The following is a 21,354-nucleotide window of genomic DNA, read 5'->3' on the forward strand; positions in this document are numbered from 1 at the left end:
TCTAACCGGCGCATTTTCACGCCGCCCGCGAGAGCGCTCAGGTGGCCTGCGGGCTCTAGCGGGCTCTAGAACGCTTAGGCTTCGGACGTCGGCTCGTGGCCTTCGGCGGCGACGGCAGGGAAGTACGTTCCCTTGGGGCCGAGCTCGTGGCCGGCTGGGATGGGCGTGCCCAGCTCGTCGATTCGGAACACGTCGGCGGGGAGGCGAAGGGATTCACGCAGCCGTTCCATCGTGGAGGGGACGAACGGATACAGCATGATCATCAGGTTCTTGAGCACGTAGAAGGCCGTGAAGAGCGCGTTGCGCCGGCTCTCTTCGGGATGGCGATCGTCGTGCGGCTTGTACTGCGTGAAGAGGCTGTTGATCGTGCGCGCGTAGTTCTCGATCTCGAAGAGCAGGTTCGGGTGATCGGCGCGATCCATCGATTTGACGTAGCGCTGCACGATGCGAACGGTGTCCGCCACGACCTTCTCGATGAGCACGCCCTCGGGGACGCGCCCGCCGAACTTCGAGTGCGCGGCGGAGATCGGTCGCTCGAACGCGGCATTGAGCGGACCGGCGAGGAACTTGTTTCGCTCGTCGAGCTTGGCGAACTCGAAATCGGATTGTTTCTCCGCGAGGCCGAGGAGCGCGAGGTAGTAGCGGATCTGATCGGCCTCGTAGCCCTTCTCGTCGAGCAGCTGGTCGCCCGTGAAGAAGTTGCCGAGGCTCTTGCTCATCTTCTGGCCGCCCACCTGGAGGTGGAAGCAGCCGAAGATTTCCGTGAGTTGGAGGTCTCCCGCCACGGGGAGCCGCGTGATGTCGCTCTGCGTGCCGAGCCACAGCGCGCCCTGCATCAGAACGTAGAAGAAGACGTTGTCTTGCCCGAGGAATTGATAGATGCGCGCCTCGGGATCCCGCCAGAACTCGGCGTAGCGCTCGGGATTCTCGCCTCGCTGGGTGAGCGCCACTCGCGAGAACGAGATCGGCGCGATGAGCGAGTCGGGCCAGACGTAGAGCGTCTTGCCGGCGAGATCGGTCTCCTCTTCGGGGACCGGGACGCCCCAGGCGATGTCGCGCGTGATCGAGCGATGCGCCCAGCCATCGGCGAGCTCGGAGTCGATGCCGCTGTCTTTCAGGCGCGCGCGGGCGGTGTCGAGATCCGCTCGGTTCGTGAACTGGAGAACGACCTGCTTGCCGGGCGCGTACTTGCTCTTGTGCTTCGGCAAGCTCGCCTTGAGCTCCTTGTACGCGGGCTCGTGTTCGCCGGCGAAGCGGAGCGACGGCATCACCGTGTCGAGCACGCCGGAGAGCACCGACGAGCGCCACGTCTTCTTCTTGCCCTCGAGCCACTCGCGCATCGTCTCGGACACCTTCGACATGTCCAAGAACCAGTGCACCGTCTCACGCATCTCCGGCGTGGCGTCACTGATGGTGCTGCGCGGCCTTATCAAATCCTCGGGCGAGTGCTGGTGCCCGCAGCGGTCGCATTCGTCGCTGTAGGCGTCTTCGTTCTCGCACTTCGGATTCGGGCAGCGACCGCGGACGAAGCGGTCCGGCAGGAACCGCTGCACCTTCGGATCGAACCACTGCCTGCTCGAGCGCTTCTCGAGGAGGCCGTGATCGCGAAGCTGGCGGAGGATGTCCTGGCAGAGCTTCGCGTGGATGGGGAAGCATTCGGGGCGCGACGTTCCCGTGTAGGTGTCGAGGCCCACCGAATAACGCTGCAGCGTCTTGGCTTGCTGGTCGTGGATGGTGTCCACGAATTCGCGGATCGGCTTGCCGGCCTTCAGTGCGCTGAGCTCGCTGGTCGACCCGTGCTCGTCCGTGCCGCAGACGAAGAGCACGTTCTCTCGTCCGATGAGGAGGCCCATCCAACGCGCGTGGATGTCGGCAGGCACATGCGCCCCGGCGAGGTGGCCGAGGTGCAGCGGGCCATTCGCGTAGGGCATGCCGGCGGTGACTACGGCACGCCGCGGCCGCTTCAGGTTCGAGAGAACGGATGCGACGTCGGACGGCGGACCTCGGTGATCGCCCATGGGAGAAGCGTTTTGTGCTCGATCGGGCAGGGACGTCAAGCGTTGCCACCGCGAAAGCGTTCGCTCGAATCGGGGCCGGTTCCTTCCGCCGCTGGCCGCTCGGCGCTGGACGCGCGAAGATTGGCGCGTGTCACGCGCGTCACGCCTCCTCGCCCTGCTCCAGCAGCTGCGCCGTCGTCGTTCGCCCGTCTCCGGCCCCACGCTGGCGAAAGAGCTCGGGGTCTCGATCCGAACGTTGTATCGCGACATCGCGACCCTGCAGGAGCAGGGGGCCGACATCCAAGGCGAGCCGGGGCTGGGCTACGTCTTGCGCCCGGGGTTCACCCTGCCGCCGCTGATGTTCTCGGTCGACGAGATCGAGGCGCTGGTGCTCGGTTCGCGGTGGGTTGCCGCCCGTAGTGATGCCCGCCTCGGCGCCGCCGCCGAGAACGCCGTCGCCAAGATTCGCGCGGTGCTCCCCGCGTCGCTGCGCGACAGCGTCGATGCCGCGACGTCGACGGTACCCTTCGTCGAGCCGCCGGAGCCGGTTCGCGTCGACGTTGCCGACCTCCGGGCCGCCATTCGAGCGGAGCACAAGATCACGATCGCGTATCGGGATGGCGGCCGAACCGAGACACGACGCACGATCTGGCCGATCTCGATCGGCGTCTTCGAGCGCGTTCTGGTCGTCGCTGCCTTCTGCGAGCTGCGCCAGGATTATCGGGGATTCCGACTCGACCGTATCGTGGCGCTCGAACCCAGCGGGACTCGCTATCCACGGAAGCGCGCGGTCATGGTCAAGGAGTTCCGGGAGCGCGAGATGGCGCGGTCTACTGCCAGGAACTGACAGTCACCTTCGGTAAAACGTCTCCATCCACGGCCATTCACGGGAAGGAGACCGAATGCGAATTCTCAACTACATTCTGCTCGCGGTACGCAATCCTCGCGAGAGCGTTAAGCTCTACAAGCAGCTCCTCGGGTGCGAGCCCGTCGAAAACTCCGAGACGTTCGCCCTCTTCGTGCTGCCCTCGGGGCTCAAGATCGGTCTTTGGCTGGCGAGTGACGTCGAACCGAAGCCTGCCGCGCCCGGCGGCGTCGAGATCGCGTTCAGCGAACCGAGCCGAGAGGCCGTGCTACGGACCTACGAGGAGTGGAAGGCACTCGGACTCGAGGTTTTGCAGGAGCCGAAGGACATGCCGTTCGGCTTCACGTTCGTCGTGCAAGACGCCGATGGTCATCGATTGCGACCATTCGTGCTCGCCGCGAAGCCGCGCTGAATCAAGACCTCAGGTGCTGCGCGCTCGGGTACGGGGGCGCGCCAGCAAGTCCTTGCCGTTGACGACGAGCAGGCCGACGAGAACGAGCGCGGCCCCCGTGATGAACGAAGGGGCGAGGCGCTCGTGGAGCAACAGCGCTCCCATCGTGACGCCGAAGAGCGGGCTCAGGAACGAAAGCACGCCGAGTCGCGCCGCGAGGTAACGTCGGAGGAGCCAGAACCACGCGAGGTAGCTGACGAACGACACGATGAACGTCTGGAAGCCGAGGCTCGCCCAGGCCAGTGCGGTGCCGTGAAACTGGAGCCGCCCCGTGCACGCGGCGAGCGGCAGCAGAATCACGAAGGCCCCTGCGAGTTGGTAGAACAGCGTCTGCGCGGCCGGCGCGTCGCCGAGCCGGCTCACGCGGATGGCGACCGTCGTGAGCCCCCAGGCAGCGCCGGCGCACACGCCGAGCACGTCACCGAAGAGTTGCTTGGGCGACGCCGAGCCGGATGCCCCGTCGGGGCGAGGAACATGACGACGATGCCCACGAAGGCGAGGCCGATGCCCGCCCACTGAGGGGCGGTGAGGCGCTCGTCGGGCCTCGTCAGGTGCAGGCCTACGGCCGCGAAGATGGGGGCCGTGTAGAGGAACACCGCCATGTGCGAAGCCGTGGTCCATCGCAGACCCTCGGCGACGAAGAGAAACTCAGCCGCGAAGAGGAACCCGACGAGCGCACCGGGGCCCGCGGCAACGCCTCGCAGCCATCGGTCGCGCGCCACGAAGTGGCTGAAAAGCCAGACCAAGGTGGCCGCCACGCCCGAACGAAGCGCCGCTTGCAGGATCGTGCTCACGTCGGGGGCCGCGACCTTGATGGCGACCTGTTGGAGGCCCCAGACGAGACACAGCGCGACCATGACGCTCGTGGCGAAGGTATCGACCGGCCTCCTCACGGCATCGCTCCGGCTCGCAGCATGAGCGGGAGTATGGTCTCGGCCGAATCCGAGCATATAGTTCGAAACTGCCATTCGATAGCTACGGACCGCCACGTCATGAAGCGCGCACGCTCCTCGTCACGTCCTCGTCCCCGTCACCTTCGCCTCCCACCGTTCACCGACACGCTCCCGGAGCCGGTGTTCTTTCGGACCGAACACATGCCGTCGCGCGCGACGTACCCGACGATGCTGCATCGCTGGGGGGAGTTCGTTTACTCCTTCAGCGGCATCACCGAAGTCACGGCCGGCGAGCAGCACTTCATCGCGCCGCCCCAGCTCGGCCTGTGGATCCCGGAGGGCATCGAGCATGTCGGCTTCAACGAGGAAGAGGCGGTGCATTGCTCCGTTTACGTCACTCGCCGCTTCTGTACGCGGATGCCGAAGCACCTGTGCGCGGTCATCGTGACGCCCCTCGTGCGTGCGATTCTCGAGCAGCTGCGTGACCGCTCGCCCGACGACGATGAGCCCGCCGCGCGCGCGAGGCTGCTGCGTGTGCTCGTCGATCAGCTCTCGACGTGCGCAACGACCGGAAGCTACGTGCCGCACACCGTGGACACGGAGCTCGACGCGGTGCTCTCCGTCCTCAAGGCCAATCCTGCCGATCAGCGCTCGCTGGCCGAACTGGCCAAGGCCTTCCACATGAGCGAGCGCACGCTGATACGACGCTGCGAACAGGAGCTCGGCATGTCGCTGACCGAATGGCGGCAGCGACTGCGGCTCGTCACGGCCTTACCGCTGCTCCGAGCGGGCCGGAGCGTCGAATCCATCGCGCTCGATCTCGGTTACACGACGTCGTCGGCGTTCATCGCGATGTTTCGTCGCCTGACGGGAACGAGCCCGCGACGGTTCATCGCACAGACGAACGACTCGGGCTCCTAGCGTCTCGCGCTCGATCGAGGTCAGCCATAAAACCGCGGTGGCGGCTGTGGTTGGGCTTTTTCGCGGCTCCGCCTAGTCCCGATGGCCTTCCGGTTCGTCGTCGCCAAAACCGGGTTTGTCCGCCCCGGTCTTCGCCGTTGAGGGGGCGCTGCCAAGTTCCGGCGCCATGCGACGCATTGTGGTCGTTTGCTTTTTTGGACTACTCGCCGGTGGCGCGGGATGCTCGGGGACCGCTTCGAAGGAGCAGGCGCCCGCCGCCAAGCGAAAGGCTCCCGAGACGATTGCGCTCGAGGCCCATCGCATTCCCAAGACGCTCTCCTACTCGGGGACGATCGCCGCCCTTCGTGATGTGACCCTCTCGTCGGCGCGGGGTGGACAGGTCGAGACGTACAACGTCGAGATCGGCAAACCCGTGCAGGCCGGCGACGTGCTGGTCAAGCTCGGCGCGAGCGAGCTCTCGTACGCTTCGCAGGCCGCGGCGTACAGCGCGACACAGGCCGCCGAACGGACGGCCGGCATCAAAGACGCGGCCAACCTTCCTTCGGCGATCGCCGCGAAGGCAGCACTCGACGTTGCCTCCGACGCCGCGAGGCGTGCCGAACGACTCCACGCGCAAGGCTCGATGAGCGAGCAGGAGCTCCTTCGCATCAAGACGAACGAAGCCTCGGTCAAGGCCCAGTACGACGCGGCGCTCAACGATGCGCGTGCCGAGCTCGGTCGCGTCCAGGAGCTGCGCGCCGTCGCCGGCCAGGCGCAGGCCGCCCTCACCGAGAAGGTGGTCCGAGCGCCGTTCGCGGGAATCGTCCAGGAGCGGTTCATCGAGATCGGCCAGACAGCCGCGCCCAACGCTGCTCTGCTTCGCCTCGTCGATCCATCGCAGCTCCGCGTGCGCTTCGAGGTGCCGCAGTTCGATGCCGACAAAGTGGTGCTCGGGCGGGGCGTGAACGTCATCGCCGGCGGTGTCGCGCGGCGTGCGCAAGTCGTGCGCTCGACGCCGGGCCTCGGCGGAGATGCCAATACGCGTCTCGTCGAAGCGACGCTCGCCGAGGCGGACGCAGCTCTTCTGCCCGGCGCGCGCGTGCAAGCACTCCTCGAGACGGGAGACGACGAAGAGGTGGTGGACGTTCCCGTTTCGGCCACCACGCAGACCGCCGGTTTGACGCGAGCGTGGATCGTCGACGGAAATCACCTCACCGAACGGCTGCTCACGATTGCCCGCTACGACGGGGCACGCGTGCTGGTACGAAGCGGCCTCAAGGGCGGCGAGCGCCTCGTGAAGATGCCTCAGCCCGACTTCCGTATCGGCGAAGAGGTGGTGCCGTGATTCGGTATCGCGTTCTCGGTCTTGCAATTGCCCTCGGGGTTGGGCTCGTGCCGTTCGAGGCTCGCGCCGAAGGAGCCTCACGCGAAGAGGAGTCACACGCGGCGGGGGTGAGGCTCGACGAGGCCCAGGCCATCGACCTCGCCTTGCGCGCGCATCCCGACATCCGTGCGGCGGAGGCCACGCGGGATGCCGCGAAGGCCGGGGCCACCGGCGCGCAGCTCGCGCGCCTCCCGGACCTCAAGATCACGGCGCATTACACGCGCTTCAGCAGTATTCCGGCCAGATATCGCTCATTCGGAGAAACCGTGTTTCCTCAGCTGCTCGACAGCGTGGGGGGACGCGCGCAGGTGGTCTTGCCCCTGACGGACGCGTTCCTCGGGCTCGCGGCTGCGGCACGTGCGGCGGGGCGCGAAGCCGAGGCGGCGTCGATCGAAGTCGTGACCGTGCGCTCGCAAGTGGCTTACGACGCACGACTCGCGTTCTTTGAATATTGGAATCGTAAGATTGCATTCATGAATGCTGCCGAGCTTCTGAACTCGGCCGAAATCAATGCCAAGGACCAACGCGCGCGTGTCGCCGCGGGGAGCGTCGCTCGGAACGAGCTCTTGCCCTTCGAGACCGCCGTCGACCAGGCGGCGATGACGCTCGAGACGACGCGGGGAGAGCTCGCCGTCGCCGAAGCCCAGCTCCGGACGCTCGTGCCACAGCTGAACGGTCGAGCGATCGAGGTCCCGGATCTTCCGTTCGAACGCGCCGACCAGGCGCCTCCCTCCGTTCCTCCCAAGCCCGAGCTCCCTCCGCGTATTGCGAGTCTCGACGCGCAAGTGCGCGCCGCCGAGGCCCGCGCGGACGGAGCTTCCGTGTCGCGCCTTCCGAGGCTCAGCGCCTACGTCGGCGGCGAGCTGACGGCTCCGACTCCTCGCGTGTTCGTCATGTCGAGTCTCGTCGCCGTGCCGACGTGGGAAGCTGGCCTGCAGCTCGAATGGTCGCTGTCGCAGTTGACCGAAGGGAGTGCAACCGCCGCCAAGGCCCGTCACGAACATGCCGCGCTCGAGGCCAAGCTGGCCGATGCGCGAAGGCGGCTCGACGGTGAACGGGAAGGGGCCAAGGGCCTTCTCTCGACCGCCGATGCGCGCCTTCGTCGTGCGCACGATCGTGTCGACCATGCTCTCGCACTCGCCAAAGCTCGCCGTGGTGAGCTCGAAGCGGGGACGGCCTTGTCGCTGGACGTCGTCCTGGCCGAGACCGATCTCGCGCGCGCGAAGAACGAACATGCCGATGCCTACGTGGCCAGGGCCATTGCCCTTGCCAGACTCGACTTCATCGACGGCCGCGTCCGTCCGAGCGGAGGTTCGCTGTGAGAGCCCTTGCTGCGCTCTGCATTCGTCGTCCGGTTTTTACCTGGGTTCTCGTCCTCGCGTGTGTCGTGCTCGGCTTTGCGGGCCTCCGCAAGATGCCCATCGAGCGCTTCCCGAACGTGGACTTCGCGTTCGTCTCCGTCAGCGTCGCGGCGCCCGGAATGTCGGCCGAGCAGGTCGAAAGCGAAATCTCGACGCGCATCGAAAACGCACTCGGAACCGTGGCTGGCCTCGAGCGCCTCGACTCGACTTCTTCGGAGGGGGCGGCGCTCGTCTGGGCGCAGTTCTCGCTCGACCGCGATTCGACCGTGGCGGCGAACGACGTACGTGATCGCGTCTCGCGCTTGTCCGACGAAATGCCGGCGGTCGCGAGGCCGGCGCGTATCGAGACCTTCAACTCGAACGCGTCGCCGATCATGATGATCGCCGTGACGAGTCGGGGCGCAGCTCGAACGCCCATCGAGCTCACCGAGCTCGCCGATACCCGAATTCGCCAAGAGCTGCAGAGCATTCGTGGCGTCGGCGAAGTTCGCCTGGTGGGCGGCGAAGTGCGGACGCTGTCCGTCATTCTCGATCCGATGCGGCTCCAATCCGCCAACCTCACCGCGCAAGAGGTGCAGCAGGCGCTCGGTCGCGAGAACCTCGAAGCACCGGGCGGAACGCTGGCGGACGGCGCGACGTCTCTCGGCGTTCGCCTCTCCGCGAAGGCGCGAACGGCTTCGGAGCTCGAAGAGGTCGTCGTGGCGCAGCGCGGTAGTTTCGCGGTTCGCGTCGCCGACGTCGGTCGCGTCGAAGACGGCTCGGGCGTTCCCGAGTCGCGCGCGAGCCTCTCCGGAGAGCCCACCGTCGTCCTGGCGATCACGAAGCAGCCGGGAGCAAATACCGTGGGCGTCGCCGACGACGTCAAGGAACGCCTCTCGACCGCACGACGATTCTTGCCCGACGGCGTGAGCGTTCGCGTTCTGCAGGACAATAGCGAAGACGTTCGCGCCTCGGTTCACGCCGTGACCGAGCATCTCGTGCTCGGCGCCGTGCTCGCGGCGGTCGTCGTGCTGCTCTTCCTTCGCAGCTGGCGCGCGACGTTGATTGCAGGTTTGGCGATTCCCTCGTCGATCCTCGGTACGTTCGCCGTGGCGCAGGCGATGGGCATGACGCTCAACATGCTGTCGCTCCTCGGCCTGACCCTCGCCGTCGGCATCGTCATCGACGACGCCATCGTCGTGCTCGAGAACATCGTTCGTGTCATCCACACGAAGAAGCTTCAGCCGCGCGAGGCGGCGGTCTTCGCGACGCAGGAGATCGGCCTCGCCGTGCTGGCCACCACGCTGTCGCTCGTCGCCGTCTTCCTCCCCGTCGCCACCATGGAGGGCATCGTCGGCCGGTACCTGGCGCCGTTCGGGCTCACCATGGCCGCCTCGATTCTCCTTTCGATGGCCGTGGCCTTCACGCTGACGCCCATGCTCTGCAGTCGCTGGCTGAAACCGGCGCCGGCGGAATCGAAGGCCGGCGAGCACGGCGAAGATCCGCACGGCTCGGCGGATGGTCCACTCGAGCGCCTCTATGCGCGCGCCCTCGGCGTGGTTCTTCGCTGGCGCAAGTCGACGCTCCTCGTCCTCGTCCTCGTGATCGGCTCGGTCGTGCCGATCGCGGGAGCGGTGCCGACTACCTTCGTACCGATCGAGGACTCGGCACGTCTTAGCGTCTACGTCCGCCTGCCGGAGGGGACGTCACTCGATCGTACCGCGGAGGTCGCCGAAGAGCTCTCCGCCGAGCTTCGCGCGTACCCCGACGTGACGGACGCCGTGGTCACCACCACGAGCGCGCGGGAAGCGAGCATCATCGGATATCTCGGGAGGCGTGGCGTGCAGGCCACCATGATTCAACGCGTTCGCGAAGACCTGATGAAGCGTCACGCGCAGGAGCCTTGGCTCCTCATGATTGGCGCGACCGACGACATGGCTGCACCAGGCCCCGACGGAGCAGCCATCCAGTTCGTCGTGCGAGGGGCCGATCTGACCGAGCTCCAAACCATCACGTCACGCCTCCTCGAAGAGGCCAAGAAGATCCCCGGCACCGTCGACCACGGCGTCACCAGCGCGGGCGGCATGCCGGAGCTCTCGGTCAAGGTCGATCGCACGCATGCGAGCCAGCTCGGTGTCTCGCAAGCGGAGATCGGCAGTGCACTCGCGTTGGTCGACCGCAAAGGCTTGGAGCTCGGCAGCGTGCGTGATCCGCGAAGCCGAAGCGAATCCTCGATGAAGGTTCGTCTGCGCGTTCAGTCCGAGTCGCAGTCGAACGACGACCTCGTTCGGTCGCTTACCGTGCGCAACACGCGCGGCTCGCTCTTGCCCCTGTCCGAGATCGCCCAGATCGAGCGCCGTGAGGGGCCGGGCGCCGTACGTCGCGTCGGGCGCCAGCGACAGATCACCGTGTTCATGAATACGCTCCCCGGCGCCTCGGATTCCGTGGTCGTCGCTGCGCTCCAGGTCAAGCTCAAGGAGATCGATCCCAGCGGCCGCTACACAGGTGAGGTACTTGGCAACGCCAAGGAGATGGAAAAGGCATTCGCCGCCTTCATGGTCGCGATCGCCCTGTCGTTCGCCTTCATGTACATGATCCTGGCTGCGCAGTACGAAAGCTGGGTTCACCCGGTCACCATCCTGATGTCGCTCCCGCTCACGATCCCGTTCGGCCTGCTCTCGCTGCTCCTCGGCGGCCAGTCGCTGAATCTCTTCTCGGCGCTCGGCTTCCTGGTGCTCTTCGGCGTCGTGAAGAAGAACTCGATTCTGCAGGTCGACCGCATGATCCAGCTTCGTGCCGCGGGAGTGGCTCGCCACGAGGCCGTCATCAAGGCGTGTCAGGATCGACTGCGTCCCATCCTCATGACCACGCTCGCCTTCGTCGCAGGCATGCTGCCTCTCGTCGTGTCTTCGGGGCCCGGCGCCGCCACGAACCGGGCGATCGCCGTCGGCGTCATGGGCGGACAGACGCTCTCGCTCCTCCTCACGCTTCTCGCTACGCCCGTCGTCTACGTGTGGTTCGACGACATCGAAGCCTGGTGGCGGAGGGTGTTCCGTTCACGCTCGTCGGCGACCTCCGTGGCCGCGCCGAGCGACGTCGCGAGCCCGGAGAGGATGAGCGCATGATCCCGGAGACGAAGCCGAGCGAGCTCAAGCTCACGCAAGCCTTCCTCATCGGCTACGTCGTCTGGTTCGTCCCCTGCGTGGTGCACTGGCTCTGGGGCGGGCTCACAGCGAGGATGTTCGGTTACGCAGCCGTGACCCTCCTGGCACTTCATGCCCTCACGCTGGGGGTCATTGCCACGGTCTTCCGGACGGCTCGCGCTCGCGGTCTGTCGCTCCTCGCCGCGAGCATCATTTCGCTCGCGGCGACGGTCCCGGCCATTGCGATCTCGTATCTTGCGGACTTCGCGATGACGCAGTGGGACCCAACGCTGGTTCGTCAGGCCTTGCCGGAGAAGCCCACGGTCGCGTACACGCTGGCATCGGCCTTCGCCGACTCCTTCACGATTTGCGCGTTCCAAGGGGCGATCGTGTTCCTTCCGATGTTCGCGCGGGCGCACGAGGAACGAGGCAGTCAGCTGGCGCTCGTGTCGCGCGAGGCGGAGCTGCTTCGTTTCCGCGCGCACCTCGAGCCGCACTTCGTCCTCAACTCGCTCAATGCGGTTGCCGGTTTGGTGGAAGAGGATCCCGTTCAGGCCCGTGAGCTCCTCGCGGCTCTGGGAGACCTGTTTCGCGAGGCTTCGGCCTTCCACACCGTGCACCGTGTGGGTGACGAGATCGAGTGGCTCAAGCGCTACGTGATGATCCACGAGCTGCGCCACCCCGACATTCTCCGAGCCTCGTGGGACGTGAGCCCCGAGAGCGAGGAGATGTCGTGCCCCGCGCTCATTCTCCAGCCGCTCGTGGAGAACGCGGTCAAACACGGCGCGCTTCGTGGCGGCGGTCACCTTGTCGTACGCGCGCACGTGGCAGGCGAGACGTTGACACTCGTTGTCGAAGACGACGGCCCCGAGCTGGGGGCTCCACGCGACGGTGGTCGCGGCCTCGCGATCATTCGACGTCGGCTCGAGCTCGAGAGCCTGAAATCCGACGCCTTCTATCTTGGCCGCGAAGGGGACCGCACCATCGCTCGCGTGCGCCTCCCCGCGCGGAAGGGAGCCATCCATGCGTGAGCCTCTGCGCGTGCTCGTTCTCGAAGACGAATGGCCGGCGCGAAACTACCTCGTCCAGCTCATCGAGCGGACGGGCCTTGCGCACATGGTGGCGGCGGTTCCGACGATTGCGCTCGCGACCGAGGCGCTCGAGTCGTCACCCACGCCGATCGACGTCGCCTTCGTGGACATTCACCTGGCAAGCGAGCGCCAACCGGATCGCGCCGGACTCTCGTGGATCGAGAGCGTGGTCGAAGCCGGTGCGCGAAGCGATGCTCCTCGCGCGCCGCGTATCGTGCTCACCACCGCGTCGAGCGATCACGCGATGCGCGCGTTCGAGCTCGGCGTGGTCGATTACCTGCTCAAGCCCTTCACCGAGCGCCGCGTACTCCAGGCGCTCGAGCGGCTCGTGGCCATGGGGCATAACCCCGAGGCGCCCGTCTTCGACGACGACGTTCGCATCGCGGCCAGGCAGAATCGAGCCATCGTGTTTTTGAAGCGCCAAGAGGCCTTTGCCTTCGAAGCCGAAGGTCGCCTCAGCTTCGTGCACACGGCCCGCGGCCGCCTGGACGTGGACCTCTCGCTCAAGTCCCTCGAGGCCGTCCTCGGCCCCACGTACATCCGCGTTCACCGCAACTGGCTCGTGTCGCTCGAGCACGTTCGCTCGATGGATCGCGACGGCGGTGACTCGGTGCTCCTCGTCGGCCCCACCGATCCGCCCCTCAAGATCTACCTCGCGCGCGACCGCGCCGCCGCCGTCCGCGAACGCCTCCTCGCCAGCGCCGTCGGTCTCCGACGTGACGGTCGCGATGGCCGTGACGACTGAACCTTCACCAAACTGAACCTCATGCATATTCGACCGCGCGTCACTCTCGACAATCCCCAATTGCTCGATATCTGGGTACGCTCCGTTCGCGCTACCCACGATTTCCTCGCCGAGGGCGATATCGAAGACCTGTATCCCCAGGTTCGCGATGCTTATCTGCCGGCCGTGGAAGTTTGGGTCAGTGTGGACGACAGCGATCGACCGGCGGGATTCATCGGCCTGAACGACTCGCACGTGGAGATGCTCTTCATCGATCCCGAGCGCCGGGGCCAGGGCATCGGAACGCAGCTCCTCGATCACGTGCGCACACTGCGTGGGGCGTTGACCGTCGACGTCAACGAGCAGAATCCGCAGGCCGTCGGCTTCTATCGACACTACGGATTCCACCAAACGGGCCGCTCACCCACCGATTCGCAAGGACGTCCGTTTCCGCTGCTTCACATGAGCCTTTGAGAGCGTTTGGCCATGAATTGGGCGGCCAGTATGTCATGGCCGCGTCAGGCCGTCCCTGGCCAGAACGAGTGCGAGGATGTCTTCGAGGTCTTCTTCGTTGCCGTCGATGCACGCGAGCTGCTCGCTCGTGAGACCGATGGCGACGAGAACCTTGGGGCGCATCGGAAGTGCGGTTTCGAAGGTGTCTGCCCAATCAGCCCAATTCACGATATCCGACGGGACGACGACGAACCCCGAGAGCGCGCTGTTCGGTACGACTGGCTCTTCGAACGAGAGGACCGTGGGCTCGGAGAGCCGCAGACCGTGGCGCAGAACCGTGACGGACGCAGACCACAGCGCGCGGCTCATGCCTTCGAGCGTCGCATCGGGAGCGTCGCCCGGCAGCAAGCAGGCGAGCTCGATGAAGGGCAACTCATCTTCCTCATCGGACTGGATGGGCTGCCGGCTCGTTCCGGAGGTGAGGAGCACCACGCCATCGTTGGTCGCGTAGGCGTGGACGGCGACGTGCGGAACGCCTTCCTCGCGCTCCGTCGGATGCCAGATGGCGCGCGGTTCGTCGAAGACCCAACCATGCACTTCGGTCGTCGCGTGGAAGAACGCGGCGTCACGTGCGTCGCGAAGACGTTCGAGGTCGAGGTGGCCGTCTTCACCCAGTGGCACGATCTCGAGGCAGGCCGCCGTCAGCATCGCGCGGAACGTGTGCATCGGCTCCGGCCATCGTTCGAGCGACAGCAAGTCGGGCTCGTCGCCGAGCGTGGTGTCGAGCCAGCGCAGCTTCTGGCCGATGTCGGAGACGAGATGATGGCGCAGAGACTCGAGGAGGTCTCTCACGGCGAGCGCGAGCCGTTCCTGTTCGCCGTCGAGGACGTCGTCGGGGCTCCCGAGCTCGAGGAGGCGCTGGATTCGCCCGCAGCACACGAGCAGGCCCTCGTAGAGCTTCGTGAGCTCGTTGCCACGGACGGCACCGTCCGTCGCGACGCTCGAACGGAACGCCGGCGGCAAGACGGGAAGCGCGCCCAGCTCCGGTGCTGCCGCGCTCCACGGTGAGGCCACGGGCAGCGGGAGCATGAGCGTGCCGAAGAGCCGGCCCTGAGGCCGATCGCACGGGTGTCGATCGAAGGAGGCGTCCAATGCGAGGTGCCCCTCGGCCGTGCGAGGAAGCGCACCGAAGACGCGCTCGTCGAAGAGCCCGCCGTCCTCCGCATCGCGCGGCGGCTGCTGCTCACCGTCGACCTCGTCCCAGACGAACGACTGGCTCTCGAACACCATGCCGCCCGTCACGTGGGCGATGTCTGCGGTGCCTGCGAGGCAAACCACGAATCGTCGCGGCGGTTGCGCTTCGGTTGGGAGACCGAGCGCCGCCCAACTCAGTACGACGCGACCGCCCGACGTCGAGTACATCGCCCTAGTCTACGACGACTTTCCACCCGACCTTCCCGCGAGTGACATCGCCGCGAGCTCATGCAGAGCCGCGCGCCCGGCACCTGTCGATGCGCCTGTCGGTTCTAGCCGACCAGCGAGCGAACGCGCTCTTCGACGTCACCGTAGGTGTCGATGGCCGTCGCCAGCACTTCTTCGGGGGTACGGCCGACGCGCGGCGCGACTTCGGCGGCGAGCTTCAGAACGGAGGGGAGGTCGTGTTCGCCCTTCGTGCTGCCGTATTCGACGGCCTCGTAGGGACCAACGCCACTGCCAAGGAGATACAGGAAGTCGGCAAGGTCTTTGGCGACCGCGCCGACCTCGCCCTCGGAGCCGAGGAGCACGATGGGTTGCTCGGTGATTGGGGCGTCGTTCACGAGCCAGAAGGCGACCATCCCGCCCGAGCCGTCTTGCCCGAAAACCGCGAATTCCTCCTCCGCGGCCGCAGAGCCGGTCCACGCCTTGGGCCCGCCGAGCTCCCAGTCGTCGTGGATCTCGAGGTCGACGTCACCGAAGCCTTCCTCGGATCCAATCTCGCCGAGCTTCGCGAGCGGAGCCGGGAAGGGGGCACGTACGCGCTTCGGAATCGTGCGAACTCTGGCTGGCTCACTCGCGCGCACCTCGGCTTCGCGCGCGGCGAGACGTGCGTCGTCTTCGTCGAGCTCCTCGGGCACGAGCCGGATCTCGTCCAACGTGCCTTCGTCGCTGTCGTAGACGAACTGCAGCTTTCGACCGTCTTCCTGGAACAGCGTGAAGATCCGATAGATGGGCGTGCTGTCCGTCTGGATGGCGCGCGTCTCGGCCTCTTTCATCGTCATCTTCGTCGACAGAGCGTCGAGCAGCGGGCCGGCGAAATCGGCGCGGAGCTGCACCGAGGTGACGTAGCCGATGAAGCGACCACGGATGCGATGCGGTGGCCACGTGTCCAAACGGCGAAGCTCGGCGCCGTAGTGAATGCTCGCCTGACCGTCGGGCACCTTCACGTCGTAGGCGATTTTCGTGGTCATCACCGGCGGCGGTGGCGGCATTCGATGCGACTCGTGGAACCCGAGGACCGCCGGGTCGTCAGAACGCTTGCCAACGAGAGCCCAGAGCGCAGCGCAGAGGTTGGTCATTCGCACGCGATGCTACCGCGGTGACTGCACCGATGCATCGAGGAGCCGCGCGTGGCCTGAACTTCACTACGGTCGAGATTGTTCGACAGATTAAATAGAAGCCAGGCTTCCAAGGTTAACTTGCAAGATAACCTTCCTATCGTTAACGTCCGAGGTATGAGCACCGAGCGCAGGAAGCGCAGCGAGGTTCTGGCGAATGATCTGCGTGAGGTCGCGAGCAACCTCGTGCGGCGACTGCGAGCCGAATCCGCCGATGCGTCCTTGTCGCTGTCGCAGTCCGCGGTGATGGTGCGCCTGCTCAAGTTCGGGCCCGCCACGGTGGCCGAGCTGGCGAGAGCGGAGCACGTGAAGCCCCAGTCGATGGGAGCCACGGTGGCCAGCCTCGAAGAGCTCGGGTTCGTCCTGCGCACGGCCGACCCCGACGACGCGCGGCGCTGGAACGCGTCGTTGACGGATTCGGGCAAGCGCACGTTCCTCGCGGGCCGCGCAGCGCGACAAGCCTGGTTGAGCAGCGCCATCGAGGCGCGTCTCGACGACGAAGAACAACGCCAGCTCGCGACGGCGCTCGCCGTCTTGCGCAAGGTGGTCGAGCCGTGACGACTCCATCGACGAGCCACGTCCGTAACGAGGGCTTCGGCGTCACGCTCGTCGCGCCGCTCGTCCTCGGCTCTCTGCTCAATCCAATCAACTCGAGCATGATCGCGACGGCGCTCGCGCCGATTGGCCGCGCGTTCCACGTGGGCGTGTCGGAGACCGTGTGGCTCGTCGCCTCGCTCTACGTGACGAGTGCCGTTGCCCAGCCGACGATGGGCAAGCTCGCCGATCGTTGGGGGGCGCGTCGCGTCTTTCTCCTCGGCCTGGCGTTCGTTCTGCTCGGCGGAATCGTCGGCGCCCTCGCGTCTTCGCTCGCAGTGCTCATCAGCGTCCGCATTCTCCTCGGTATCGGAACGTCGGCGGCGTATCCGTCCGCGATGCGCGTTCTTCGTACCCACGCGCAGCGCCTTGGTCGTGAGACGCCGCGGCCGGTGCTCGGCGTCCTTTCACTGGCGGCCCTCTCCAGCGCTGCCGTCGGGCCTACGCTCGGCGGCTTTCTCACCGGCGTCGCCGGTTGGCGGTCGATCTTCTTCGTCAACGTGCCCCTCGCGATCGCGGGGATCGTGCTCTGTCTTCTCTTCGTCGAAGCGGACGAGAAGCGCGCACCTGCGAGAGACGGCGCGGCCATCGATTGGCTCGGCCTCCTCTTGTTCACAGGCGCCATCGTTGCCGCCATGGTCTTCGCGATGAGCGTGAAGACGTCGCCTCGCTTCTGGCTGGTCCCGATCGCACTCTTGCTCATCGTCGCGCTCGTCCTGCACTCCCGGCGCCCCGGGCTGACCGAGCCGTTCCTCGACCTCAGGTCGCTCGCAGCGAACAAGGCGCTGAGCGCCACGTATCTGCGCTTCGCCGTGACGTGCCTGCTCACGTACGTCGTCTTCTACGGCTTTGCGCAGTGGATGCAGGATGCGCTCGGATACTCGGCCACGGAGGCAGGCATCGCGACCCTCCCGCTTTCGATTTCGGCCGCGGTGGCGTCGCTGCTTGGCGCTCGCACCACGTCGATTCGTGCGCCGCTCGCGTTCTCGGCCTTCGGCTTGCTCGTCGGATGCGGTGGTCTTCTCGTGCTCGGCGATCACTCGTCACGCTGGGCGCTCGGTGCCGTCGGGATCGTCTTCGGCGTCGCGCAGGGAGCGAGCGCGGTTGCCAATCAAGCGGCCGTTTACGAACAAGCGCCCGCCGCTCAGATCGGCACGGCCTCGGGACTCCAGCGTACGGCCGGCTATCTGGGCGCGGTCGGCGCTTCGAGCCTGCTCGGATTCTTCTATGGGGCGCGCGCGACGAGCGCCGGCCTCCACGCACTCGCCGTCACGATGGTGGTGCTCAGCGCTCTGCTCTGCGCGGGCACGCTCCTCGATCCGGCACTCGCAACCGCGAAGAAATCGAAACCCTCGAACTGAGAATCATCATGCCCTTCACGAAACTCGACGAAAAGACCGCGCTTGTCGTCATCGACCTCCAGAAAGCCGTTCTTGCTTTCCCCTCGGCGCATCCCTCCGGCCCCGTCCTCGAGAAGGCAGGCCGCCTTGCAGCTGCGTTTCGCAAGAAGCAGTGGCCCGTGGTGCTCGTCAACGTGGCCGGTGCTGCACCGGGCCGTACCGACACCGGACCGATGAACTTCGCACTTCCTCCGGATTGGACGGAGCTCGTGCCCGAGCTCGACGCCCAGCCGTCGGACATCCGCGTGACGAAGGTGGTGTGGGGAGCGTTCTACGGCACCGCACTCGATCTGGAGCTCCGTCGCCGCAGCATCACGCAAATCGTGCTCTGTGGCATCTCCACGAGCATCGGCGTCGAGACCACGGCACGTAGCGCTTACGAGCTCGGCTACAACGTGTCGCTCGCCGTCGATGCCATGACGGACATCAGCGCCGAGGCCCACGACAACAGCGTGACGCGCATCTTCCCGCGCCTCGGGGAGACGGGCACCACGGACGCGCTCCTCGCTCTGCTCGAGAAGAGCTGACCCCTTCGAGCCCGAAATGGCAGCGGCCCCGCCGTGACCATCACGACGGGGCCGCAAAGCGAGTCAGCACGATGTGCCGAGCAATTCGCGGAGCGGTGCGAGGGCAGGCTCGCGTGCGGCCGCGGAGGGATCGACGAGAATGACGAGGTGATCCTGCGCGCGGCTCGTTGCGACGTGCAAGAGATGGGGACGTTCGCCGAGCCACTTGAGGTGACGGCGCTCGGTGGCGGTCACGGAGAAGACGACGACGCGGCGTTCGCCGCCCTGCAGGCGGTGGACGGTGCTGACCAGGACTCCGTCGCGTACGTGGAGGCCACGCGCGACCAGCTCTCGCTCGATGCGGACGCACTGGCCGACGAAGGGTGTCAGCACCGCGATATCGGAGGGCGCGACGCCGTCCGCGATGAGCTCGAAGACAAGCTCGATGGCGCGTGCGGCCTCCGTCTCGTTCACGACGCCTTCGGGGGCGCGCGCGCCGACGCCGGGGACGGGGAGCGCGAGCACCGGCGCATCGAGTCGTCGCGATACGTCGCCGAGCGAGCGAGATGGCGTACGGACGTCGAGCCGATAGCCGCTCCAGCGCGAGGCGAGGGTCACGATCTCGTGCTGCGAGCGAAAGTGCTCGGTCAGCGTCAGGCGCGTTCTCGCGCGCGGCTCTGCGACGGCCTGCGCGGAGGTCGTGGCCTCGGCGCTCATGCGGAACGGGGCAACGCCCTTCTCGTCGAGACCGCGGGCCAGGCGTTCGTCGACGCGCGGGTCGAGCGTGTAGACCGGCGGGAGCTGCGCCACGTCTCCCGTGAGCATGGCGCGTCGTGCGCGGGCAAGCGCCGGCACCGCGTAGATCGGCGCACACTGCGCGGCTTCGTCGATCACCAGCCGATCGATGACGTCACGATCGAGCGGGAAGCTCGCACGCATCGACAGCAGCGTGCAGCCCGCGACCGGGAACAGGGGGGCAATCTCTCGGAGCGCCAGAGGCAGTGGCCGACCTCGTGCGCCCGACGTGTCACCGCGTGCGGCGTCACGCGCGGCGGCGAGCCGAGGAAGGAGCGCTGTCCGATGGGCGCGTGCCCATGCATCACGGACTGCGAGTGCTGCGTCGTAGAGTGCCGGATCGAGCGGGGGCTCGCCAGCTTCGCCGGCCACGACGCCGAGCTCCTTCTGGATGGCCGCGAGCTCTTCGCGCAAGGCGGGGGCCAGCAGAGCCGACCGCACCGCCGCGATGGATCCGAGCGTCGCTTCGATCGCCGCGAGCTGACGGTCGATGTCGTCGCGCGCGTTCGACGAATCGAGATCGCCGAACGGCATCGCCAGGCCGAGCACGGCGAGCATGGGCTCGATACGCGGTTTGCGCAGCTCGTTGGCGCGCGCCCACTTCTCACACGCGCGAGCTACCGAGGCCTTGGCGCCTTCCAAGTGTAGTGGCGCCACACGCGCGGCGGCCTCGGCATGCTCGCGGAGTGCGCGGTCGGTGGCCTCGAGGTCGACGAGCTCCACGGCCGGCGGCGGACCGCCGGACACGCGCGCGAGCTCGTCGCGAAGAACGACGGCGTGCTTCTCGAGTGACTGGCGCCGCTCGGACTCCGTGGCCCGCGCCTTGCGAGCGTCCGCTCGGTCGCGGAGAAACGCGCGCGCCGGCGCAGCCAGAGCTTCGAACGCGGCGCGAGCGTCAGGGAGCGAGAGCTCGCCGGGCTTCTCGAGCGCTTCGATCATCGCGGCGAGCGAGGCCGATGTGGTTTCGGCAAGCGTTCGTCGATTGCCGAGGCGGATGCCGACCGGCAGGCCGGGGCCCGAAAGGAACGGCGCCAGCGCGTGATCGACGGCGCCATTGTTGGTGCTCGTGACGACCAGTGGCCAGGCCGCAGCGCGCGAGGGCACGTTCGACCAGAGCGTTCCGAGCGCGCACGCGACGACCGTCTGCGCCGTCACGTGGTGAAGGAGCGCGGTCTTTCCGCAACCGGGCGGTCCGCACACGGCGACGATGTCCTCCGACCCCTCGAAGGCGCGCGCGGCCTCGAGCTGAGAGGGAGTCGGCGGCATCTTGCCCGAGGTGAAGATGGGCTCCTTGCGGATCGGCCCCGGCGACGCTCCGAGATACACCGCAAGCGGGCCACGCGGAGGCAGTGGCTCGTCCATCACGTCGTGCAGGTCCGTGCGGAGCCCGCTCGTCGGATCGCCACGCGGCGGCAGCATGGCGAGCCCGTGCGGATGACAACGCAAGGCGCGCGAAGGTGAAGCACGGCGCGCCGCGGCCTCGGCCAGCGCCGCGAGATCTTCACGTGTTAGGTCGTCGGTCGACGGCGTCTCGATCTCGGTATCTTCGCCTCCGGATTCGAGCACGCGCGTTGCGGCGCGGACCAACGCCGACGTACTCGTGCGGCCCGCCGCTGCGATGGCCGCGAGTGCCGCCCCGTCGAGCCCGAAGAGGAAATGCCATACGCCGGCGTGAAGCGTGTACGGCTCGCCGTCGCCTAGCTCGAGGACGAGCGCATCGGGGAGGGGAAAGGTCACTCCCTCGCGGGCGTTCGCCGGAAGCTTCCACGTTGCCTCACCGGTCATCCATCGCGCGCGGCCGCCGCCACGCGAAAAGAGCGGAGCTGCACGTGCGCTGCCCTGCTGGACGAACGTGACGAGTGGAAAGCCGACCGTGAGCGATTCCTCGCCGCCCGACGCCATCACCGCGGCGTGCGCTTCGAAGAGAGAGGCTGCCCGTGGCGGGATGGGCGCGAAGCGTCGGGAGGTCTCGTCGCCGAGCACGAGCGCCGTGGCATCGTCATCCGCGTCGGTGAAGAGACGGAGCGACAGCGCAGCTCCGTCGCGGGCTGCAGGTCGCAAGACCGGGTGAGGGGAGAATTCTTCGGCGCGCGACGGCGGCGGTGGCGTGACACTCGCCTGCTCACGCGCCATCTCGTCGAGGGCACGGATTCCATAGCGCAGCGGGTCGAGCGTCGGACGCATCGGGCACACGCCCTACCACGGTTGCGTGCACGCCTCGATG

The 21,354-nt window shown here is 67.0% G+C and carries 16 protein-coding genes and 1 pseudogene; 12 read left to right on the forward strand and 5 right to left on the reverse strand.

Annotated features, from left to right (window positions below):
- Positions 1–74 precede the first annotated feature (74 nt).
- Positions 75–2,018 carry a methionine--tRNA ligase gene (locus AKJ09_RS32010; RefSeq protein WP_146651657.1) on the reverse strand — a complete coding sequence of 648 codons (1,944 nt, stop codon included), beginning with the start codon at positions 2,016–2,018 and terminating at the stop codon, positions 75–77.
- Positions 2,019–2,145: 127 nt separating this feature from the next.
- Here AKJ09_RS32010 and AKJ09_RS32015 point away from each other — a divergent pair, with 127 nt between their 5' ends.
- Together AKJ09_RS32015 and AKJ09_RS32020 are read left to right on the forward strand one after the other, a co-directional pair.
- Positions 2,146–2,844: a helix-turn-helix transcriptional regulator gene (locus AKJ09_RS32015; protein ID WP_146651658.1), complete on the forward strand. Its 699-nt coding sequence runs from the start codon at positions 2,146–2,148 to the stop codon at positions 2,842–2,844.
- 55 nt (positions 2,845–2,899) lie between these two features.
- Positions 2,900–3,274, forward strand: a complete 375-nt coding sequence (locus AKJ09_RS32020; protein WP_146651659.1) for a VOC family protein — start codon at positions 2,900–2,902, stop codon at positions 3,272–3,274.
- Positions 3,275–3,283: 9 nt separating this feature from the next.
- Here the strand turns inward: AKJ09_RS32020 and AKJ09_RS56370 are convergent.
- Positions 3,284–4,206: pseudogene (locus tag AKJ09_RS56370) on the reverse strand (DMT family transporter).
- Positions 4,207–4,305: 99 nt separating this feature from the next.
- Between AKJ09_RS56370 and AKJ09_RS32030 the strand changes: the two are divergent.
- From AKJ09_RS32030 to AKJ09_RS32060, 7 genes are all read left to right on the forward strand, one after another.
- On the forward strand, positions 4,306–5,127 hold the full coding sequence (locus AKJ09_RS32030) for an AraC family transcriptional regulator (protein WP_146651660.1): 822 nt from the start codon (positions 4,306–4,308) through the stop codon (positions 5,125–5,127).
- Positions 5,128–5,293: 166 nt separating this feature from the next.
- Positions 5,294–6,451 carry an efflux RND transporter periplasmic adaptor subunit gene (locus AKJ09_RS32035; protein ID WP_146651661.1) on the forward strand — a complete coding sequence of 386 codons (1,158 nt, stop codon included), beginning with the start codon at positions 5,294–5,296 and terminating at the stop codon, positions 6,449–6,451.
- Positions 6,448–7,812: a TolC family protein gene (locus AKJ09_RS32040; protein ID WP_146651662.1), complete on the forward strand. Its 1,365-nt coding sequence runs from the start codon at positions 6,448–6,450 to the stop codon at positions 7,810–7,812. The genes AKJ09_RS32035 and AKJ09_RS32040 overlap by 4 nt, the downstream gene beginning before the upstream one ends.
- Entirely contained in the window at positions 7,809–10,955 is a 3,147-nt protein-coding gene (locus AKJ09_RS32045; RefSeq protein WP_146651663.1) for an efflux RND transporter permease subunit, read from the forward strand. Before AKJ09_RS32040 ends, AKJ09_RS32045 begins: the two co-directional genes overlap by 4 nt.
- The gene (locus AKJ09_RS32050; protein WP_146651664.1) at positions 10,952–12,004 is read left to right on the forward strand and encodes a sensor histidine kinase; all 1,053 of its coding nucleotides are present in this window, start codon (positions 10,952–10,954) and stop codon (positions 12,002–12,004) included. Before AKJ09_RS32045 ends, AKJ09_RS32050 begins: the two co-directional genes overlap by 4 nt.
- Positions 11,997–12,809: a LytR/AlgR family response regulator transcription factor gene (locus AKJ09_RS32055; RefSeq protein ID WP_146651665.1), complete on the forward strand. Its 813-nt coding sequence runs from the start codon at positions 11,997–11,999 to the stop codon at positions 12,807–12,809. Before AKJ09_RS32050 ends, AKJ09_RS32055 begins: the two co-directional genes overlap by 8 nt.
- 21 nt (positions 12,810–12,830) lie before the next feature.
- Positions 12,831–13,262: an acetyltransferase gene (locus AKJ09_RS32060; RefSeq protein ID WP_146651666.1), complete on the forward strand. Its 432-nt coding sequence runs from the start codon at positions 12,831–12,833 to the stop codon at positions 13,260–13,262.
- A gap of 33 nt (positions 13,263–13,295) precedes the next feature.
- On the opposite strand, the gene AKJ09_RS32065 is transcribed toward AKJ09_RS32060, so the two are convergent.
- Both AKJ09_RS32065 and AKJ09_RS32070 read right to left on the reverse strand, forming a co-directional pair.
- Positions 13,296–14,663 carry a hypothetical protein gene (locus tag AKJ09_RS32065; protein WP_146651667.1) on the reverse strand — a complete coding sequence of 456 codons (1,368 nt, stop codon included), beginning with the start codon at positions 14,661–14,663 and terminating at the stop codon, positions 13,296–13,298.
- A 104-nt stretch (positions 14,664–14,767) separates the two neighbouring features.
- Positions 14,768–15,796 (reverse strand): hypothetical protein, encoded by a 1,029-nt coding sequence (locus AKJ09_RS32070; protein ID WP_146651668.1) that lies wholly within the window; start codon positions 15,794–15,796, stop codon positions 14,768–14,770.
- 156 nt (positions 15,797–15,952) lie between these two features.
- Here AKJ09_RS32070 and AKJ09_RS32075 point away from each other — a divergent pair, with 156 nt between their 5' ends.
- The 3 genes from AKJ09_RS32075 to AKJ09_RS32085 are packed head-to-tail and all read left to right on the forward strand — an operon-like array spanning position 15,953 to position 18,356.
- Entirely contained in the window at positions 15,953–16,393 is a 441-nt protein-coding gene (locus AKJ09_RS32075; protein WP_146651669.1) for a MarR family winged helix-turn-helix transcriptional regulator, read from the forward strand.
- Positions 16,390–17,790: an MFS transporter gene (locus AKJ09_RS32080; RefSeq protein WP_146651670.1), complete on the forward strand. Its 1,401-nt coding sequence runs from the start codon at positions 16,390–16,392 to the stop codon at positions 17,788–17,790. Before AKJ09_RS32075 ends, AKJ09_RS32080 begins: the two co-directional genes overlap by 4 nt.
- 8 nt (positions 17,791–17,798) lie before the next feature.
- Positions 17,799–18,356 carry an isochorismatase family protein gene (locus tag AKJ09_RS32085; protein WP_146651671.1) on the forward strand — a complete coding sequence of 186 codons (558 nt, stop codon included), beginning with the start codon at positions 17,799–17,801 and terminating at the stop codon, positions 18,354–18,356.
- Positions 18,357–18,419: 63 nt separating this feature from the next.
- On the opposite strand, the gene AKJ09_RS32090 is transcribed toward AKJ09_RS32085, so the two are convergent.
- Positions 18,420–21,314: an AAA domain-containing protein gene (locus AKJ09_RS32090; protein WP_146651672.1), complete on the reverse strand. Its 2,895-nt coding sequence runs from the start codon at positions 21,312–21,314 to the stop codon at positions 18,420–18,422.
- Positions 21,315–21,354: the final 40 nt, after the last annotated feature.

It is taken from the genome of Labilithrix luteola (assembly GCF_001263205.1).
In the GTDB taxonomy this organism is placed as follows: Bacteria; Myxococcota_A; Polyangia; order Polyangiales; family Polyangiaceae; genus Labilithrix; species Labilithrix luteola.

What these genes read in the sequence shown, in the direction of transcription:
- AKJ09_RS32010 (WP_146651657.1), bottom strand. Translation starts at nt 2,018, where the DNA reads ATGGGCGATCACCGAGGTCCGCCGTCCGACGTCGCATCCGTTCTCTCG.
- AKJ09_RS32020 (WP_146651659.1), top strand. Translation starts at nt 2,900, where the DNA reads ATGCGAATTCTCAACTACATTCTGCTCGCGGTACGCAATCCTCGCGAG.
- AKJ09_RS32030 (WP_146651660.1), top strand. Translation starts at nt 4,306, where the DNA reads ATGAAGCGCGCACGCTCCTCGTCACGTCCTCGTCCCCGTCACCTTCGC.
- AKJ09_RS32035 (WP_146651661.1), top strand. Translation starts at nt 5,294, where the DNA reads ATGCGACGCATTGTGGTCGTTTGCTTTTTTGGACTACTCGCCGGTGGC.
- AKJ09_RS32050 (WP_146651664.1), top strand. Translation starts at nt 10,952, where the DNA reads ATGATCCCGGAGACGAAGCCGAGCGAGCTCAAGCTCACGCAAGCCTTC.
- AKJ09_RS32055 (WP_146651665.1), top strand. Translation starts at nt 11,997, where the DNA reads ATGCGTGAGCCTCTGCGCGTGCTCGTTCTCGAAGACGAATGGCCGGCG.
- AKJ09_RS32060 (WP_146651666.1), top strand. Translation starts at nt 12,831, where the DNA reads ATGCATATTCGACCGCGCGTCACTCTCGACAATCCCCAATTGCTCGAT.
- AKJ09_RS32065 (WP_146651667.1), bottom strand. Translation starts at nt 14,663, where the DNA reads ATGTACTCGACGTCGGGCGGTCGCGTCGTACTGAGTTGGGCGGCGCTC.
- AKJ09_RS32070 (WP_146651668.1), bottom strand. Translation starts at nt 15,796, where the DNA reads ATGACCAACCTCTGCGCTGCGCTCTGGGCTCTCGTTGGCAAGCGTTCT.
- AKJ09_RS32075 (WP_146651669.1), top strand. Translation starts at nt 15,953, where the DNA reads ATGAGCACCGAGCGCAGGAAGCGCAGCGAGGTTCTGGCGAATGATCTG.
- AKJ09_RS32085 (WP_146651671.1), top strand. Translation starts at nt 17,799, where the DNA reads ATGCCCTTCACGAAACTCGACGAAAAGACCGCGCTTGTCGTCATCGAC.
- AKJ09_RS32090 (WP_146651672.1), bottom strand. Translation starts at nt 21,314, where the DNA reads ATGCGTCCGACGCTCGACCCGCTGCGCTATGGAATCCGTGCCCTCGAC.